The organism is Cohnella baijiui (assembly GCF_020731285.1).
GTDB lineage: Bacteria > Bacillota > Bacilli > Paenibacillales > Paenibacillaceae > Cohnella.
In genome coordinates, this window is sequence record NZ_JAJFOW010000002.1 from 1 (window position 1) to 18,041 (window position 18,041).

An 18,041-nucleotide genomic window follows, 5' to 3' on the forward strand; every position below is an offset into this window, starting at 1 on the left:
TCGTCGTCAAAATGTTGACGGATATCGCCCATGACACACCTCGACCTTTTTGTTGGATTTATTGTAACAGGTCGCTACTACGGTGTGTCCACTTTCTAGTCTATCTGCAGCGCGGGGAAATAAGGAACATTTTGTTCCCTATTTCGGCGGATTGGCGGGAGTGCGGTGGAATAAGGAATATTTTGTTCCCTATTTCGGCGGGGTGGCGGGGGCACGGGGAAATAAGGAACATTTTGTTCCCTATTTCGGCGGAGTGTCGGGTTGTGGGGCACGTTTTAACATCAACAAACACAAAGGGAGCTATCCTTGCGGTCCTGAACACGACCTTGCAGGATAGCTCCTTTGTTTATCTTGGAATTCGCCAAGCGTCTTCGTCCCAGCCTAGATCGCGGCCCGCTCCTTGCGCAGCATCGCCTGCAGCTCCGCCAGGTCGACGTCCGCCGCGTCCACTCCGGACCGGGCGGCGAGCGCCGCGGCGGCGCCCGCCGCCTGGCCGGTGGCCATGCAGCTCGGCGTCAGCCGGGTTGTGGCCAGCGCTTCGTGCGTCGTGGAGATGCACCGGCCCGCCGCGAGCAGATTGCGCCGGTCGGCCGAGACGAGGCAGCGGTACGGAATGTCGTACGCGCCGTCGCCCGAGATCCAGGCCGCGGTGACGCCCTTGCCCGACGGATCGTGGATGTCGATCGGGTACCCGCTCCGGGCGATGACGTCCTCGAACTTGCGGCCCGCGGTCACGTCTTCCTTGGTCAGCGCATAGCGCCCCACGATGCGCCGCGTCTCGCGGATCCCGATCTGCGTGCCGACGGAGGAGATCGAAGCGCGCTCAAAGCCGGGCACGTCCCGCGTCAGAAATTCGGACATCAACAACACCTGCCTCCGCCCTTCCTCCTCCGCCCGGGTCAACTCCACCACGTCGGTCGCGTCCAGCCCTTGCACCCGCGTGCAGTTGATCAGCACCTCGTCCTCCGCCGGTCCCGTGAAGAACAGCACCTGGTCGCGGTTGATCGGGACGTTCGCCGCCTTCCACTGCGAGTAGAAGCCGCTAACGCCCGTCAGCGGAATATCCGGCAGCTCGTCGAACGGCGTCTTCTTGTAGAAATCCTCGGGGTGGGCGATCATGTACGCCTTCACCCGCTCGAGGTCGACGCCCCGCATCCGGAACTTCATCGTCATCGGCTGGGCCTGGCTGTCGCCTTCCCGGCCCTTCAGCGTCCGCGCGCCGGACAGGTAGGCGACATCCGCGTCCCCGCTCGCATCGACGAACGTCCGTCCCCGGATCGCAATCGGCCCCGACTTGGTCGCGACGCGCACCGCCGCGACGCGGTCGTCCTCCGTCTCCACGCCGTCGACGAAGCTGTGCAGCAGCAGCTTCACGCCCGCTTCCCGCAGCAGATCCATCGCGACGATCTGGTAGATCTCCGCCTTGTACGGCGTAAGCGAATGAACAAACCCGACTGTGTCCCGCAAATGTCCCGGCGAGCCGCCCCGCTCGATCAGCCGGTCGACGATCTCTTGCGCCAAGCCTTCGATGACTTGCTTGCCGCTGTCGGCGTGGAACGTCATCCACGGATACACCATCGCGGCGGTCGACATGCCGCCGACGAATCCGTACCGCTCCACCAGGACGGTGTTCGCTCCAGCCCGGCCTGCGGCGATGGCGGCCGTAATGCCGGCCGGGCCGCCGCCCGCGACGACGACGTCCGCTTCTATCGTTTTCATCCTCGGCATCCTCCCTTTGCGCTTCCCTGCGCGTTTATTCTTTCAGTCCCGTCATGGCCACGCCTTCGATGAACTGCCGCTGGGCGAAGAAGAACACGATCAGCAGCGGCACGGTCGCCATGACCGTCGCGCTCATCAGCAGATGCCACGCCGTGCCGACCTCGTCGGTGAACAGCGAGAGTCCCACCGGCAGCGTCAGCAGCTTGCGCGTGTTGATAAAGATGAGCGGATCGAAAAACTCGTTCCAGTTCGTCACGAACGTAAAGATCGTCAGCGTCGCGATGCCCGGCTTCGCGATCGGGAGCATGATCTGCCCGTAGATGCGGAACCGGCTGCAGCCGTCGATCATCGCCGCCTCCTCCAGCTCCTTGGGGATCGTGATGAAAAACTGCCGCATGACGAAGATCCCGAACACGCCGCCCGCGCCGAAAATCGGCAGCAGGACGAGCGGCCAATGGGTGTCGATCCAGCCCAGCTCCCGCATGAACAGGAACATCGGAATGGCGGTCACCTCGTGCGGGATCATCATCGCGCTGAGCAGGACGAGGAACACAATGTTGCGCCCGGCGAACGGAATTCGCGCGAACGCGTAGCCCGCGAGCGAAGCGAAAAACGCGGTGCCGATCACGACGACGAATGCGATGTACACGCTGTTGAAGTAGAACGAGCCGAACGGGATGCGATCGAACACGTCCAGGTAGTTGTGAAACTGAAAGCTCTTCGGAATGAGGCGCGGCGGATATTTGAAAATGTCCTGCGGCTCCTTGAAGGAGGTCGAGAGCATCCACAGAAACGGGATAAGCATCACGAGCGACACGAGCACAAGCGCCGCGTACGTCCCGACCGCTCCGAACGGACGGCGCCTAGATCGGGAATCAGTCGGCTTCATTGAATACCCACCTCTTTCTCAGCTGCCATTGCACCAGCGTCAGCGCGAGCACGACAAAGAACAGCACGAACGCCGCGGACGACGCGTAGCCGAGGTCGTACAGCTTGAACGCTTTCTCCCAGATGTAGTAGACGAGCACCTTGGTGCTCTCCATCGGCCCGCCCTGCGTCATGACGAAGATTTGGCCGAACACCTTGAGCGAGCCGATGACCGTCATCACGACCGTCAAAAAGACGGTAGGCGTAATCATCGGCAGCGTGACGTTGAAGAACGTCCGCGTCTTGCCCGCGCCGTCCAGCTCGGCGGCTTCGTACAGCGAACGCGGCACCTGCTGCAGCGCCGCGATGAACAGCACCATGTTGAGGCCGACGTTTTTCAGCACGCTCGTCACGATGACGGCGGGCATCGCGAGCTTCGTGTCGTACAGCCAGGCCGGTCCCTTGATCCCGATCAGCTGCAGCATCTGGTTGATGAGCCCCGAATCGGTGGCGAACATGTATTTCCACACGATCGCCCACACGATCAGCGACGTCATGACCGGGACGAAAATCGCGGTGCGGAACAGCCCGATCCCCGGCAGCTTGCGGGAGAGCAATAGCGCCAGCAGGAGCGCCAGCACGATGTTAAGCGGCACGAGGCCGACCGTAAAGTAAATGGTGTTGCGAAACACTTTCCAGAACAGATCGTCCGCCATCATGGCGCGGTAGTTGTCCAGGCCGGTCCAGTGATGCTCCCCTAGCAGCGGCCAATCGGTCAAGCTCATGTACAGCGCCATCCCCATCGGGAACAGCAGCAGCAGCGTAAAGCCCAGCACCATCGGGGAGACGAACAGCCAGCCCGTAATCTGCGCCTCGCGCGCCAGCGGACCTTTGCTCCGGCGTTTTTTCCCGCTAGTCATCTCTTGTCACCGCCTTCTAAGTCCATCTGTCGATCGCTTCCCGGAACTTCGCGACCTGCTCCTTGATCTGCTCCCCCGAGCGCCCGACCACGATCGCGCCAAGCAGAACCCCTTTTACGCCCGCGTCGGTTAGCGCCCGGACGTCGTCCGGCACGAGCTTGCGCTGCGAGGGTACAATGACGGGGACCTGCGCGGTGCGGACCAGCTGCCGATACTTCAGCACGTCGGCGAAGCTGAGCGGCGTGCCGTACGCCTCGCCGGGCACGATCGACGCTTCGAGCGCCGAGAAGCCGAAGTGCCCTGCCGCCTCCACGAGCGACGGATCGTACGTCGCGTCGATCGCAAACGTCCGGTCGAGTCCCGTGTCGTACAGCATGTGCGACGGAAGGTGATGCGCGTAGATGGAGTAAAAGTCGAAGCCGAGCGGAGCGAGCCGTCTGATGGTCGCGGCGTCCGCGCCCTCGAGACTGCCCGCCGGCACGACGCCGAGCGGCCCGTCGAACAGGCTGCGGATTTCGCGGAACGCGTCGAGGTAGCTGTCCAGCGATTCGAAATGCTGGCCGCTCGCGCGGTGTCCGACGTTGAAATGAACCTTCAGCCCGTCCGCGCCCGCCTCCAGGGCGGCTCGGGCCAGGCCGGCATCGTTGACGGGAAGGCTGACGAGGAGCGACAGCGGCTTGCGATTCTCGTTCAGGCATTGATGCAATCGAGGCACTGCGATTCCTCCTATTCGGATAGCGAAGTCATGTTTTCCAATCGGATCCGTCAAAAAAGGAAACGGCTCGAATCCGAAATCCGAACCGTTTGCCTTCAAGTTATGGGATTCCGATGCGGGACAGGCCTTATTTCGAAGCCAGGATGCCGTTGACTTTCTCGGCGATCTGCTTCAGGTTGCTCTCTGCGGGCTCGGCATTGGCGAACAGCCGGTCGAAGCCTTGCAGGATCGCGTTGTCGATGTTTTGCCACTGCACATGGCCGGGCATGATGCGAGCCTTCGGCATTTCGTCGATGACCGCCTGCACGATGTGCTCCTTGCTCGGATTGTTCGGCTGATTCAGGAATTCGTCCGAATTCAGCACCGACGCGCGCGGCGGGACGAAGAACGTCGAGGTCGCTTGGATGCCCTCTTGGCTGGCGAAGTACTTCAGCAGCTTCTTCGCTTCCTCCGGATGTTTGCTGTCCTTGAACAGCACGTAGCCCGCTTGGCCGAGCATCGGCGCGCTGCCCTGGGAGCCGGACGGCGTCGGAGCGATGTCCCATTCGAAGTCTTTGATGGCGCGGGCGGTCGAGACGTAGCTGTAGGAGTCGAAGAACATGCCCACGTTGCCCGCGTCGAAGCTGACTTGCTCGCCGGCTTTCGGATGCGACTCGTCGGTGAACATCATGCGCTCCAGCATCTCGAACGTCTGCACGCCGTATTGGTCGTCCCAGGTGAACTTGGTCATGTCCTTATCGAACGGACCGCTGCCGTTCGACCAGGAATACGAGGACAGGATGATCCAGGTTTTCCAATCGCGAAAGAAGTTCGCCCCGTACACGCGGCTGGCGGCTGTTTTGTCGGTGAGCGTCTTCGCCGATTTCTCGAATTCTTCCCACGTCCATTTCCCTTCCTTCGCCAGCGTGTTCGGATCCGTCAGGCCGGCTTTGTCGAACAGGGTTTTGTTGTAGAACATGACGACCGGCGGCGTGGAGAACGGCAGGCCCAGCAGCCGATCGCCGTCGCGGAACAAGTCCAGCGTGCTCGGGATATAGTCGTCCAGCTTAAACGCCGCGTCGTTCTTGAATTCGGACACGTCGCCGAGAATGCCGTTGTCCTTGAACTGCGGCACCATCCGCTCGGACACCCATGCGACGTCGGGCAGCGACTTGCCGGCGGCGAGCACCGACACCTTCTGCTGATAGTCGGCGAACGGCACGGACTCCATCGTCACCTTGATGCCCGGATTTTGAGACTCGAAGTCTGCGATCAGCTTGTTGTACACGTCCATGTGGCCCTGGTTGCCCCACATCATGAACTTGAGCTCGACGTTGCCCGCCTTCGCTCCGTCCGGCGAGCCGGACGCTCCCGCGGCGTTGTTGTCTTTGTTGCCGCCGCAAGCCGCGGTCACTGCGGTCAGCAGCGCCAAGGCCGTTAAAGCGCTTGCCTTTTTCATGTGTATCCCCCTCTGAGGCTGATTGAAGTCTGCATTCAGTATATCGAGAGGGAGCGGACCCCCGAAATCACGCCAGTTTAAGAAAAGGTACGATATTTTACTCCGTTTGCGTCATTCGGGCATGGCCTCGTCCGCGGACCGGCCGTGGCGATCCCGGTAGTCGCCGGCCGTCACGCCGACCTGCTGCTTGAAAGCCAGCATGAAATGCTTGGGGCTTTGATGGCCGGACAGCCGGGCGACGTCGTAAATCTTGAGCCGTGTATGGACGAGCAGCCACTTGGCCCGCTCCATTCGCGCTTCGGCGACGTATTCGGAGTAGTTCATCCCCGTCTCCGTCTTGAACAGCTGGCTCAAATAGGCGGGGCTCAGGTTCACCTGCTCCGCCACCGTCTGCAGGCGCAAATCCCCGTCCACCTGGCGCACGACAATCTGTTTGACGTCGCGGATGAGCTTCCGCGCGTCTCCGCCGGTCTGGCGGTCCCCGTCTTCCGCATTCGCCGGCTCCGGCGCGAGTACCCCCCGCTTTTGATCCATCGCCCACTGGACCTTTCGCATCGCGGCGACGAATTCATGGCGCTCGATCGGCTTCAGCAGGTAGCTGGACACGCCGAACTCGATCGCCTTCTGCGCGTACTCGAACTCCCCATAGCCGCTGATGATGATGATCGGCAGCTCCGGGTACATCTCCTTGGCTTTGCGGACCATCGTCAGCCCGTCCATCTCCCGCATCCGGATGTCGGTGATCAACAGATCCGGCACCTCGGTGCGCAAAAACGCCAACGCCTCCTTGCCGTTGCTCGCCTCGCCGCACACCCGGAACTGATAGGTCGACTGGCGGATCAGCTCGCGCAAGCCCTCGCGGATGACGACCTCGTCTTCGACCAGCAGCGTTTTATACATCGTCCTCGCCCTCCTTCTCGTTGATCCGGATGGATATCGTGACGGCCAGCCCTTGCCCGATGCTGCTGTCGACCGATAGATCGCCGCGTTCGCCGTAAATGAGCTTGATGCGCTGATAGATGTTGCCCAGGCCGAGCGCATCCCGATCGGTTCGCTGCCACGTCCGGTAGGAGGGCTCGGCCGCGATTGCCCGATTCAGCGCCTCGACCTCCTCCTCTTCCAGCCCTCTGCCGTCGTCCCGAACGGCCAAGATCAGTTCGCCGGCCAGGAGAACGGCGCCGATCCAGACAGTTCCGCCATGCTCCCGGTCGCCGATGCCGTGGTACAGCGCGTTCTCGACGAGCGGCTGCAGAATCAGCTTCGGGATCAGCAGCTCCCGGGCCGCCTCGTCGATCTCGTAGACGACCCGCAGTCGGTCGCCGTAGCGAAGCTGCTGAATGCGCACGTACGACGCGAGAAAGGCGATCTCTTCCTTCAGCGGGACGAGTCGGTCGACCTTGTCGATCGAATACCGCAGCAGCTTGCCGAGCGCCGAGACCATATCGGATACTTCCTCGTGCTTGCGCGAAATCGCCATCATGTTGATGGACTCCAGCGTGTTGTAAATGAAGTGCGGATTGATCTGACTTTGCAGCGCGGCCAGCTCCGCCTCCTTCTCCCGCATGCCGAGCACGAACACCTCGTTGAACAGTCGGTTGATCTCTTCCATCATGCGGTTGAAGCCGCGGCCGAGCAGACCGAATTCGTCGTTGCCTAAGGCGGCCACTCGCATGCCGAACTCCCCCTGCTCGACCGAGATCATCTTCTTCTTCAAATCGATCAAGGGCCGCGTGATCCGATACGACAGGAAAACCGCCAGCGCCGCGACAACCGCGAGGCACGCCACCGCGAACCAGAGCGTGAACGTCCAGATTTGCCGGGACTCCTTCTGAATGACTTCGATCGGCGTCAGGCTGATGACCGTCAATCCGGAGTAGGCCGAGCTGTTTTGCACGTACAAATACTGCTTGCCGTCCAGCGCAAGGCGCTCGTTGCTCCCGAGCTGCCACAGCCGCTCGTGCCGCAGCAGCTCGCCGTAGACCGAACGGCCGTCGGCCGAATTCCGCTCGAACAGCAGCCGTTTGCGATCGTCCACGATAATGAGGTTCGCATCTTTCTCGAAGTTCAGATTGGAGAGGATGCTGCGAAAAGCGTCGAGCTTGATATCGATAATCATGTAGCCGACCCGCTTCAGCGTCTTCGGCTCGCGGATGACCCGGCCGAAGGCGACGAACGGCTCGAACGTACGGGCGGTGTAGTAGGAAGGCGCATGCGGAGGAATCAGCACCCATTCTCCGCCGGAGCCGTACAGCTCCCCGAACCAATCGTCCTGGCGGGCGTCCCAGACCGAGTCGATCGCCATGGCGTCGACGCTGGAGAACAGGATGCCGCTGGTGCTGATCAGGTGGATGCCGTGAATTTCCGGTTTATTGTATGCCTGGGCGGAGGAAAACAGCTTCAGCTTCATATAGTCGTCGGACTTCGCCCAGGTCGCCGAGCCCATCGGTCCGTCGTATTTGGCCAGGATGTCGAGTACGCTCTGGTCGTAGAGCGGCATGAAGGAAAGCTGCTCGAGATCCTTCAGCAGCCGGTCCAGGTTCGCGTTGATCTGCCGGACGATGTCGACCGTGAAGTGCTCCGTCTTCTCGCTGACCGTGGAAGAAAAGTGGCGAAACGTCACGATGCCCTGCAGGCATAGCGGAAACAGGCACAACACGACGAAGAGCAGCAGGAGCTTGGTCCGCAAGTTGAAATGCCGTCCCGTTAACCTCGTCCATCTTTGCAGCATCTGCGAGATTTCCCCTTCCGCCCGACAGCTCTGGATGTAAGCGCAACAAGTTATTCTATTATACCGGGCACCTCGGGAAAAGCTATCCCCTGTCGTTTCGGTTTGGTATGGATTTTGTAGAAAAGAAGGCGAGGGCAGCGCAAAAAGCCGCCGGGAGCCGGCGGCCTAAGCGTTTCCTTTATCTATGTCGCGTTTACCCTGCTTAAGGCAAGCGTCCTTCGCGCAGCAGCCCGATCGCTTTGTCGATCCGTTTTTGCCTCGTTTCGTCGGTTTTCGCTTCCTCGATCGGCATGACGAACCTGCGTTTGTTGCTGTAGGACAATCCCTCGAAGAACGCCTGGGCGCCCGGCTCTCGGCCCAACGCTTCCTGGAAGTCGGCCGGCAGCGCCAATACGCGGGCTTCGGTGTCGGGCTCGATCTCGACCTCCAGCTTGTCCCCGGCCGCGATGCCGGCTTTCGCCCGGTGCTCGGCGCTGACGGGGATCAAATAGCGTCCGCCCATCACGCCTATGGTCGTACGGTACGTATGGTCGCGGAGCGTGACGCGGATGGCCGGGCGCTTGCCTTGCCCGAGTGCCTCGATGATCGCTTCCGGAACCTCGATGCCGGTGGCTGTCTTTCCGCTCGCCAGAAGTTCAGCTTCGAATTTCATGGTAGACCTCCTTGATCTGTGTTGGTGGGTTCTCCATCTTGGAAAAACTGCCGAAGAGCCGGCGCCAGTGCGGCAGGCTTGACGATGTGCGTTTGTCCGGGGAGGCTGTCGAGGCGCGCGTTAGGCAGCGCCTCGGCTAGCGCCCGCATCCCGTTTTGCATCCAAGCCGGACTTTTGCCTCCTGCGATCACGAGCGTGGGGACGCGGACCCCGGCCCATCGGCGCAAGCTGCTCGCGTCGCCCCGTTGATGCTCAATCGTCAGGCGCGTATCGTATGGCAGCGTATGGGCGACGGCTTTGAGCTTCGACCAGGCCGGCATCAGCGGCATCAACGCCACCACGGGGGCGGGAAGTCCCACGCCGCGGCGCATGAAGTGCTTGATTGCAGCGCCTCTGCGCTCCGCCCGGACGTGCGCCTCCATTTGCGCCGCGTAATGTTCCGGTACGGGCGACCGGCTCCGGTCGACGACGAACGGCGCCTCGTACAGCGCCAGCTTGCGAATGCCGGGAAGCCGCATGGCCGACTCGAGCGCCAATGCCGCTCCCGACGAAATTCCGTAAACGAACGCCGATCCGCCGGCTTCCCGGATCAGCGCGGAGAGGTCTTCGACCTCCCGCTCCACCTCGTACGCGGATTGGTCCCCGCTGTCACCGCGCCCCCTCCGATCGTACGTGAATACGGTGTAGTACGGTCGAAGCAGTTCCGCGAGCGGTCCGTTCGGTCCGTGCGAACGACTGCATAGCGCGCCGTCGATCAAGACAAGCGGCGGCCCGCTTCCCTCCGATTCGTAAGCGATGGTCGTGCCGTCTTCCGAGATAACGCGTTTCAACCCAAAAACCCCCTAGGTATGGTTAGTCGGCTTTCGCGATTACGACTGACTTAACTATACGACGAACGGCAGGAGCCCCAATCGACAGACGGTCGAATTTTTTCAAATAAATCTGGTAAATCCGAACAAAAGATTGACTCTCGCCCAAAATGATAGGCAATCCTTTCCTGCATGTCAACCGATTCCCTAATCTAAGAAAGGAATGAGTGCCAAAGGAGCGGCGACGATTTCCGCATTTTTGATCGGATCCCATCGGAAGAAGCGTAGACCGGGCCTGCCTATGCTATAATAGTCCCATGAGACCGCCTCCATACGAACCCATCCCCGGCGACTTGAACGTCGCCGAATTGACCTTCGCGCTCGAAGCGCTGACGAGAATCTTGATCCGACTGCCTACCGAGGGGAAGCTCAGCTTCACGACGTTGTCCGTGCTGCATACCCTCACTTTGAAGAGCCCGATGCGGCTCACGGAGCTGACCGCCACCGAGCAGGTCACGCAGTCGGCCGTCACCCAGCTGGTCACCCGGCTGGAGCGAGACGGGCTGGTGGAGCGCCGATCCGATCCGAACGACGGACGGGTCGTCCTCGTGCATATTACCGAGCAAGGCGCGAACTTGATCCGTTCCCGCCGCTTGGCGCGCGCGGGCGGACTCGAGAAGTTCGCGGACGTGCTGACGCCGGCGGAACGGCAGGCCGTCGCCGCCGCCATCCCCGCCCTGAAGCGATTGTCCGAAATCGGGAACGAAGCGCCCCCCTCCTCGATGTGATCGTTGACGATTTCGAAGGAGCGGGGGTTTCTTTTCCCTTTTTATATTAGACACTTATATAAATTATTGATATAATTTCCTCATCTTATCCGGTCTTCGCGTTTACCCTCGCGAGATCGTCAAGGAGGATCACCGATGTCCGAAGCTCCCTTCGCATTGACCCCCCATCCCATTCATATTCCCGAAGAAACGCTCGCCGATCTGGCGCGCAGGCTCCAAGCTACCAGGTGGCCGATCGACGCCGGCAATGAGGACGGGTATTACGGCGTTCGGCGGGACGATCTGGAGAAGCTCGTCGACTATTGGATCCACGGGTTCGACTGGCGCAAGTCCGAACGGGCGATCAATGCCTACGAGCACTACCAGGTCGAAGTGAACGGCGTCCCCGTCCACTTCATGCGCCGGCCGGGCAAAGGGCCCCGTCCGATTCCGCTCATCCTGTCCCACGGGTGGCCTTGGACATTTTGGCACTGGTCCAAAGTCGTCGATATGCTGGCGGACCCGGCCGCCTACGGGGGCGATCCGGCCGACGCCTTCGACGTCATCGTCCCTTCGCTGCCGGGCTTCGGTTTTTCCGCTCCGCTATCCCGCCACCCGGACATGAATTTTTGGAAGATCGCCGACCTTTGGCACGGGCTGATGACGGATGTTCTCGGTTACGAGAAATACGCGGCGGCCGGGTGCGACGTCGGGGCGCTCGTGACCGGACAGCTGGGGCACAAATACAGCGGCGAGCTCTACGGCATCCATATCGGCTCCGCCCTCAAGCTGAACTTTTTCACCGGGGAGCGCGCCTGGGATTATGCCGCGGGACGCCCGATCCCGGACGATCTGCCCGCGCCGATCCGCTCCGCCATCCTGCAGCTCGATCGCCGCTTCGCCACGCATCTCGCCGTGCACGTCCTCGACCCCGGTACGCTCGCTTACGGGCTGAGCGACTCGCCGGTCGGCATGCTCGCCTGGATCCTGGAGCGCTGGGCCAGCTGGAGCAATCATGACGGCAATTTGGAGCAAGTGTTTTCCAAGGACGACCTCCTTACCCATGCTACGATTTTCTGGGCGAACAATACGATCGAAACGTCGATTCGCATGTATGCCAACGCGAACCGCTATCCGTGGACGCCCTCGCACGATCGATGGCCCGTCGTCGAAGCCCCGACCGGAATCACCTTCGTCGGGTACGAAAATCCGCCGGGCATTTCGACCGAACAGCGCGTCCCTCACTTTCTGGCCAGCGACCGTGCCCCCTGGTACAACCACGTGAACGTCACCGCCCATGAAGCGGGAGGCCACTTCATCCCGTGGGAAATCCCGGACGCGTGGGTGTCGGATTTGCGCAGGACGTTCCGCGGACGCAGGTAGGCGGAGCGCAACCAACGCCGATCGTCATAATCAGAAATAATCAGAAATAATCAGAAATTGAAATGTGATATTGATTGTGCTACAATGCCAGTAATTCATCTAGGGGAGTGAAATGAATAATGTAATATTTCTTGCTTCATTAACGAATGATAAAACAACAACTGTTTTATTTTTTTGTTAAGCAAGAAAGTTACTTATTCTCTTCCCTCAAATCAAATAACAAATTCTAATCGATTCATTGGGTTAGATTTTCGCATTTGTTTATTTGAGCTACAAGAAGGATAACTTTCTTGTAGCTCTTTATTTTTTATGGAGTCATTTTGATGAGGAGGTCGAAATCCATGTTTGAAATTGTAAATGTTCATGTGAACCGTTCATTGTCCGTTGGTACGGTTCACGATCAAAATAAACGGATGCCGGAGCATTATCCATCTATCGATAGATGCACGTAGCGGCTGAAGCTGCAAACCTATGGAGTTTCTATTGTAGTTGGTTAATGTAGATGTTAAGTACCTTTTTTTGGTGCTTAAGGTATTTTCTCCGGCACAAGAGGAGAAAAACATGAAATCAACTTCGAAATACGAAATGATTCAACATATCTTGATCGAATTGAAACAACCCGCCTATCGGTTTCAACAAATCATGGATGCGATCTTCAAGCAAAGAATGGACGAATATGACAGAATGACCATGCTCCCCAAGGGGATCAGAAACGAATTAATAAAGAGCCTTGGCGAACGCGTTTTGAACTTGACCCCCGTCATGCAAAAGACATCCAGCCAAGTGAATAAAGTGCTTTTTTCCATTCATGGCGGCGAACACATCGAAGCCGTCCAACTAAGCTATGAGCGCGGCTGGAAATCCTATTGTATTTCCAGTCAGTGCGGATGCGGATATGGCTGTCGCTTCTGTGCTACAGGCACAATCGGACTGAAACGGAATCTAACCGCCGATGAAATTACCGATCAACTGTTGTACTTTCATTTAAACGGTCAAGCTTTGGATAGTGTTTCGTTTATGGGCATGGGAGAGGCGCTTGCCAATCCTAATCTCTTCGACACGCTTAAGATTCTAACAGATCCGCGAATCTTCGGTTTGGGACATCGAAGAATTACGGTTTCCACCATCGGAATTTTGCCGGGCATCGATCGTCTGACCAAAGAATTTCCACAGGTCAACCTGACCTTTTCGCTGCACTCTCCGTTCGACGAACAGCGGAGCGCGCTAATGCCCATTAACAATCGGTTTCCGCTGCATGATGTGTTGAACAAGTTGGATGAGCATATTCGTCATACAGGTAGAAAAGTTTATATCGCGTATATATTGCTTCGAGGCGAAAACGATTCAAATGAGCATGCGGAAGCCATTGCTGCTTTGCTCAAGCAAAGAGGTCCTTGGGAACATTTGTATCACGTCAATTTGATCCCCTATAATTCAACTGACGTGACCCCTGAAAGCTATCGTCAATCGGACAAAGATCGGGTTCATAAGTTTGTCGGCATCTTACAGTCCAAGGGAATCAAAGTCACTGTGCGAACGCAATTCGGAACGGACATCGATGCAGCATGCGGTCAGCTATACGGGCACAACAAGTAAATTGCAGTGAAATTACTGTAAAGGAGAATGAATGTTGTCTCATCTTACAATCACCCATGTTCGATTCCATGCAAAGACAGAGATTTGGTGATATTTGCATGGAATAACCTCATCACCAATCATGCTGGCTTTGCTACTTGAGATATTTTTGATTCAAGGAGTGAGTCTACATGAGATATATTAACGCGAATGAGATTCTCCCTAAAGATTTGGTTGAGAAATTGCAACATTTTGTACAAGGTGAATATATCTATGTTCCCGCATTAAAGGATCAACATAAACATTGGGGAGAATTATCCGGTTTTCGTGAAGAGATCGATAGGCGAAACGTTGAAATCATAAAAGCATATATGTCAGGTAATACGATTCAAGAAATTGCAGATGCTTATTACCTTTCTGTGTATGCGATCAGAAAAATCATTTATAACAAATCCTAATTAATAACGCTACGCTGTCTAAAGATGATCCCTGTTCTCACACGGGACCATCTTTTTTTATTGTCCCCAGTTAGGTTATACCAAACATTACAGAATCGTTTGGTATATAGTTTATGCGATTTCTGTCTGCTACTTTTATAACCATGGTTCTTCTAACATGTAGCAGGGCAAACGGAGGTTAAAAGAATGGATGAGATTGTAAATATACAAAAAATGTTCATCAACGCGTTTTCTAGTGCAAGGAAGCTTTTACCGTGGATGCGAGTGCCGATCTCGTGAAAGATTAGGATCTGGAGGAAAGAATCATGTTGAATGTTACGATTTTTAATATGGATGGGATGAATGTCGGTGAAATGGAGCTTGAAGAATCCATTTTCGGAATCATTCCCAATGAATCGGTTATGCATGATGCAGTAGTCAATTATTTGGCCAATCAACGCAGCGGAACACAATCTGCATTAACGCGTGGCGAAGTTAGAGGCGGCGGCAGAAAACCGTATAAGCAGAATAAAATCGATAAATCTAGAGCTGGTTCGATTCGTATGCCGCATTGGCGTGGCGGAGGTATTGTATTTGCTCCTAAACCTCGCGACTACAGCTACAAAATCAATAAAAAAGTGAAGCAGCTTGCTCTAAAATCTGCATTATCCAGCAAAGTACTGAACAAGGAATTCATTGTCGTCGACGAGATCACGTTAGAAAATTACAGGACAAAGTCTATAGTAGCAATGCTTAGTGCTCTTGGATCAGAGAAAAAGGCGCTCATCGTTACCCCTTCGACAAATCCATTTGTTTGTAAAAGCGCAAGTAACATTCCCGGTGTAGAAACCGCCGTTGCCGATTCGCTTCATGTATACAACGTTCTGAATTGTGATCAATTAATCATCGCTAAAGAAGCGGTCGCCATGATTACGGAAATGTACGCTTAGTTTAAACAAACAAAGAAAAGTCACATTTGAAAAACAGGGTCCCGAAACGGGAACCCTGTTTTTTAAGTCTGACAGCAACCTTAATTGCTGCCGTTTTCATCCCTTCCATTTTTTCCGTTTTATAGAATATGCCATCATCTTGAACTGCAATAAAAGCACTGGTTTCGACATTCATCACTTTAAATAATTTTGTTCCCTTTGGAAGATGGAAAATGCCTTAATGTTGATTTTGGGTATAAAGTTAACCGCCTTCTGAGGAGGGTGGTTAATTGAGCTAACATCTCATTAGTTGAGTCCACAATGGCTGTCTATTTAGACAACTTCAGGATAAATTCTTCAACTTCCTCAGCTCGTGAATTGGAATATCCCTTGTCTTCCCCTTTTATCTCAAAACCACACTTTTCTAATACGCGAATGGAAGCAATGTTATCCTTCGCCGCACGAGCATAAAGGGGGCGAATGGTTATACAATCCAGAAATTGAGAGAGTGCTTCAGTCGCGACACCTTTCCCCCAGTATTCACGTCCGATCCAGTAGCCGACTCCCCGTTCACCGAACTGTTCAAAGCTTGAGACATGTCCAGCCACATTTCCACTATAAATTACCGTCTTTTTTATAATCGCCTCATTGTTTAAAATCTTCTCCCAATGTGCCTTAAAAGCGACCTTATCCGACGGGTCCTTAGCAGTAAAGGCGGCCATAAAATTGGCAGTCGTGTCCAACTGCTGTTCAAAAAAAATCGACAGGTCATCTTCGATTACGTCACGCAACATCACGATTTCCATATTACACCTCATTAAGGTAAAAAATTATACAATCCACAGATTCATTTAGACATTGATATGGAAGTATCCTCCAGTTTGTTCAACAAGAAAAAGCCGACCGTCAAAGTTTGCTATTCGTTTCTTCTGGTGCGTTAATCGCACAACCGAATGGCTGTTGCAATGGGGGCAAATCAGACCTTGCAGAAAGTAGATCCAATGGTTAATCATCTTCAAACCATGATGTCTATCTAATTATAGAACAAGCGTTCGCAATTATCAACTACTCGTAATTTAACATAGCCTATTATGAACACGCTGAAGATCATTAAAATGTTACATTTTGGTAAATAGAGAGAAGTCATCGTATGGCACATCACTGTTGACCAAATATTCCCAGCATGCTATGCTATTTTTGAACTGACCAGTCAGATTAATTCCATCCAATAGATAAATGAGAAGGAAAGGACTGACACACCCCCTTGAGTAAAGACAAGATTATCGACGCCGCCACCAGCGTCTTCTCCGAATGCGGTTACCACCGTGCCAGCATGGATGAGATCGCCCAGCGGGCACAGGTCGCCAAAGGCACCCTGTACTACAACTTCCCGGGAAAGTCGCAGCTGTTCAAAGCCGTGGTGAAAGCCGGATTCGAGGACATCATGGAACGGACGAAAACCGTCATACATTCGGACCTCAAGATGAAAGAGCAAATTTTGCGCATTATCCGGCATCATCTGGACTTGTTCCTGGATTCCCGCCATTTTGCCCATATCGTATTCAACGAAATGTCCAACGGCATCGAGCCTGATGTGCTGGATGAGCTGAAGCAGCTCCGCCGCGAGCATGTAAGCTTTATCGCCAGTATTTTCAAGGAGGCTCAATGCGAGGACTACGTCGTGCGCGATATCGATGCAAACCTGGCTGCAGCCAGCACGATCGGCATTCTGGAAAGTACGTGCAACTATTATTTGAGCCACCAGGAGGCGTACAGCCGCGAGGATCTGGAAAGCTTCGTATTCACGGTGGTTGCCGAAGGTCTGTTTAAGCCGCTTGATTAAGCAGGAACTTTTTGCGCAATGATCGATAATGGGCTTGCCTGACATTTAGATTCTATCATCTGAAAAGAAAGCGAAGGTGCTGCTTCATGGAATGGAATGAAAACGGACTGCTGCCTTTGGAATGGTTTAAAAAGATGCGGCGGGAGTCCCCCGTGGTCCTGTCCGGCAACGATGATCAAGTTTGGGAGGTCTTCGGCTATGACGATGTAAAGGCGGTTTTCACGAATCACGACATTTATTCCTCCTCTCCCTTCCCTGACTCCGAAGACCCGCTCGAGCACAGCATTCTGCGGCAGGATCCGCCCAAGCACCGGCAGCTGCGCCGGCTGGTGACCCAGGCGTTCACGCCGCGCGTCGTCGAGTCGCTGGCTCCCAAAATCCAGTCGATCACGACCTCGCTTCTGGACGAAGCGGAGAATAAGGGCAGGATGGACGCCATCGCTGATTTGGCCAGCCCGCTGCCGATTGTCGTCATTGCCGAAATGCTCGGCGTGTCGCTCGATCACCGCGAACAATTCAAAGCCTGGTCCGATGCGCTGGTGGGGAACAGCGGTGAAGCTTTCAACCAATGCCAGCGCGAAATGAGCGAATATTTCGCCGAAATTGCCGAAGACCGCAGACGCCATCCGCAGGACGATCTGGTCACGAAGCTGGTGGAGGCGCGCATCGACAATGAGCATCTGACGGACCTCGAGATCATCGGCTTCTGTATCCTGCTCCTTGTGGCCGGCAACGAGACGACGACCAACCTGATCGCCTCGGCGATGCTCGGTTTCGACAGCCTGCCGGACGTCCGAGCGCAGCTGCTCTCTGACCGCAGCCTCATTCCGGGCGCGCTGGAGGAAGTGTTCCGCTATTTCTCCCCGGTGCAGCTGATGTTCCGCCGCGTGAAGCAGGATACGGTCCTTGGCGGGCAAGAGCTGAAGCAAGGTCAATTCGTCCATATCTGGATGGCGTCGGCCAATCATGACGAGAAGGTATTCGACCGTCCGGAGGCGTTTAATATCCACCGCAACCCAAACCCGCATCTGGGATTGGGCAGCGGCATTCATTACTGCCTGGGCTCCCAGCTCGCCCGGCTTGAGTCCAAAATCGCGATCGAAACGCTGCTGGACCGTTTCCCCAAATACCGCCGGGACCGTGCCGAGAAGCTTGCGCGGATGGACAGCACCATGATGTTTGCGCTGAAGGAACTGCCGATTGTTTTGACATAACTCAGACACTGCAGGCAGCAGTCTAAATATTATAGATAACAAAAA

The 18,041-nt window shown here is 55.9% G+C and carries 17 protein-coding genes; 7 read left to right on the top strand and 10 right to left on the bottom strand.

Annotated features, from left to right (window positions below; translation table 11 throughout):
• Positions 1–381: 381 nt before the first annotated feature.
• The 9 genes from LKX83_RS01950 to LKX83_RS01990 form a co-directional block, all read right to left on the bottom strand.
• On the bottom strand, positions 382–1,719 hold the full coding sequence (locus LKX83_RS01950; RefSeq protein WP_227880364.1) for an FAD-dependent oxidoreductase: 1,338 nt from the start codon (positions 1,717–1,719) through the stop codon (positions 382–384).
• Positions 1,720–1,753: 34 nt separating this feature from the next.
• The gene (locus LKX83_RS01955; protein ID WP_227880366.1) at positions 1,754–2,608 is read right to left on the bottom strand and encodes a carbohydrate ABC transporter permease; all 855 of its coding nucleotides are present in this window, start codon (positions 2,606–2,608) and stop codon (positions 1,754–1,756) included.
• The gene (locus LKX83_RS01960; RefSeq protein WP_227880368.1) at positions 2,595–3,506 is read right to left on the bottom strand and encodes a carbohydrate ABC transporter permease; all 912 of its coding nucleotides are present in this window, start codon (positions 3,504–3,506) and stop codon (positions 2,595–2,597) included. Before LKX83_RS01960 ends, LKX83_RS01955 begins: the two co-directional genes overlap by 14 nt.
• Positions 3,507–3,522: 16 nt before the next feature.
• Positions 3,523–4,221, bottom strand: a complete 699-nt coding sequence (locus LKX83_RS01965; RefSeq protein ID WP_227880369.1) for a hypothetical protein — start codon at positions 4,219–4,221, stop codon at positions 3,523–3,525.
• A gap of 127 nt (positions 4,222–4,348) precedes the next feature.
• A complete protein-coding gene (locus LKX83_RS01970) occupies positions 4,349–5,659 on the bottom strand; it encodes an ABC transporter substrate-binding protein (protein WP_227880372.1) in 1,311 nt (436 codons plus the stop codon).
• Between the two features lie 111 nt (positions 5,660–5,770).
• Entirely contained in the window at positions 5,771–6,559 is a 789-nt protein-coding gene (locus tag LKX83_RS01975; protein WP_227880374.1) for a response regulator transcription factor, read from the bottom strand.
• Positions 6,552–8,387 (bottom strand): cache domain-containing sensor histidine kinase, encoded by a 1,836-nt coding sequence (locus tag LKX83_RS01980; protein ID WP_227880378.1) that lies wholly within the window; start codon positions 8,385–8,387, stop codon positions 6,552–6,554. Before LKX83_RS01980 ends, LKX83_RS01975 begins: the two co-directional genes overlap by 8 nt.
• A gap of 202 nt (positions 8,388–8,589) precedes the next feature.
• Positions 8,590–9,039 (bottom strand): YdeI/OmpD-associated family protein, encoded by a 450-nt coding sequence (locus LKX83_RS01985; RefSeq protein ID WP_227880380.1) that lies wholly within the window; start codon positions 9,037–9,039, stop codon positions 8,590–8,592.
• On the bottom strand, positions 9,036–9,869 hold the full coding sequence (locus tag LKX83_RS01990) for an alpha/beta fold hydrolase (protein WP_227880381.1): 834 nt from the start codon (positions 9,867–9,869) through the stop codon (positions 9,036–9,038). The genes LKX83_RS01985 and LKX83_RS01990 overlap by 4 nt, the downstream gene beginning before the upstream one ends.
• 296 nt (positions 9,870–10,165) lie before the next feature.
• Between LKX83_RS01990 and LKX83_RS01995 the strand changes: the two genes are divergently transcribed.
• The 5 genes from LKX83_RS01995 (at position 10,166) to rplD (ending at position 14,960) form a co-directional block, all read left to right on the top strand.
• On the top strand, positions 10,166–10,636 hold the full coding sequence (locus tag LKX83_RS01995; protein WP_227880386.1) for a MarR family winged helix-turn-helix transcriptional regulator: 471 nt from the start codon (positions 10,166–10,168) through the stop codon (positions 10,634–10,636).
• Between the two features lie 135 nt (positions 10,637–10,771).
• Entirely contained in the window at positions 10,772–11,998 is a 1,227-nt protein-coding gene (locus tag LKX83_RS02000) for an epoxide hydrolase family protein (protein ID WP_227880389.1), read from the top strand.
• Between the two features lie 561 nt (positions 11,999–12,559).
• A complete protein-coding gene (locus LKX83_RS02005; protein WP_227880390.1) occupies positions 12,560–13,594 on the top strand; it encodes a Cfr family 23S rRNA (adenine(2503)-C(8))-methyltransferase in 1,035 nt (344 codons plus the stop codon).
• Positions 13,595–13,764: 170 nt separating this feature from the next.
• Positions 13,765–14,031 (top strand): CD3324 family protein, encoded by a 267-nt coding sequence (locus tag LKX83_RS02010; protein WP_227880391.1) that lies wholly within the window; start codon positions 13,765–13,767, stop codon positions 14,029–14,031.
• Between the two features lie 305 nt (positions 14,032–14,336).
• A complete protein-coding gene (gene rplD / locus LKX83_RS02015) occupies positions 14,337–14,960 on the top strand; it encodes a 50S ribosomal protein L4 (protein ID WP_227880393.1) in 624 nt (207 codons plus the stop codon).
• A 308-nt stretch (positions 14,961–15,268) separates the two neighbouring features.
• Here rplD and LKX83_RS02020 read toward each other — a convergent pair whose 3' ends face one another.
• Positions 15,269–15,745 (bottom strand): GNAT family N-acetyltransferase, encoded by a 477-nt coding sequence (locus tag LKX83_RS02020; RefSeq protein ID WP_227880395.1) that lies wholly within the window; start codon positions 15,743–15,745, stop codon positions 15,269–15,271.
• A gap of 458 nt (positions 15,746–16,203) precedes the next feature.
• On the opposite strand from LKX83_RS02020, the gene LKX83_RS02025 reads away from it, so the two are divergent.
• Together LKX83_RS02025 and LKX83_RS02030 are read left to right on the top strand one after the other, a co-directional pair.
• Positions 16,204–16,782 carry a TetR/AcrR family transcriptional regulator gene (locus LKX83_RS02025; protein ID WP_227880397.1) on the top strand — a complete coding sequence of 193 codons (579 nt, stop codon included), beginning with the start codon at positions 16,204–16,206 and terminating at the stop codon, positions 16,780–16,782.
• 86 nt (positions 16,783–16,868) lie between these two features.
• A complete protein-coding gene (locus LKX83_RS02030) occupies positions 16,869–17,996 on the top strand; it encodes a cytochrome P450 (protein WP_227880399.1) in 1,128 nt (375 codons plus the stop codon).
• The last annotated feature ends 45 nt before the right edge of the window (positions 17,997–18,041 follow it).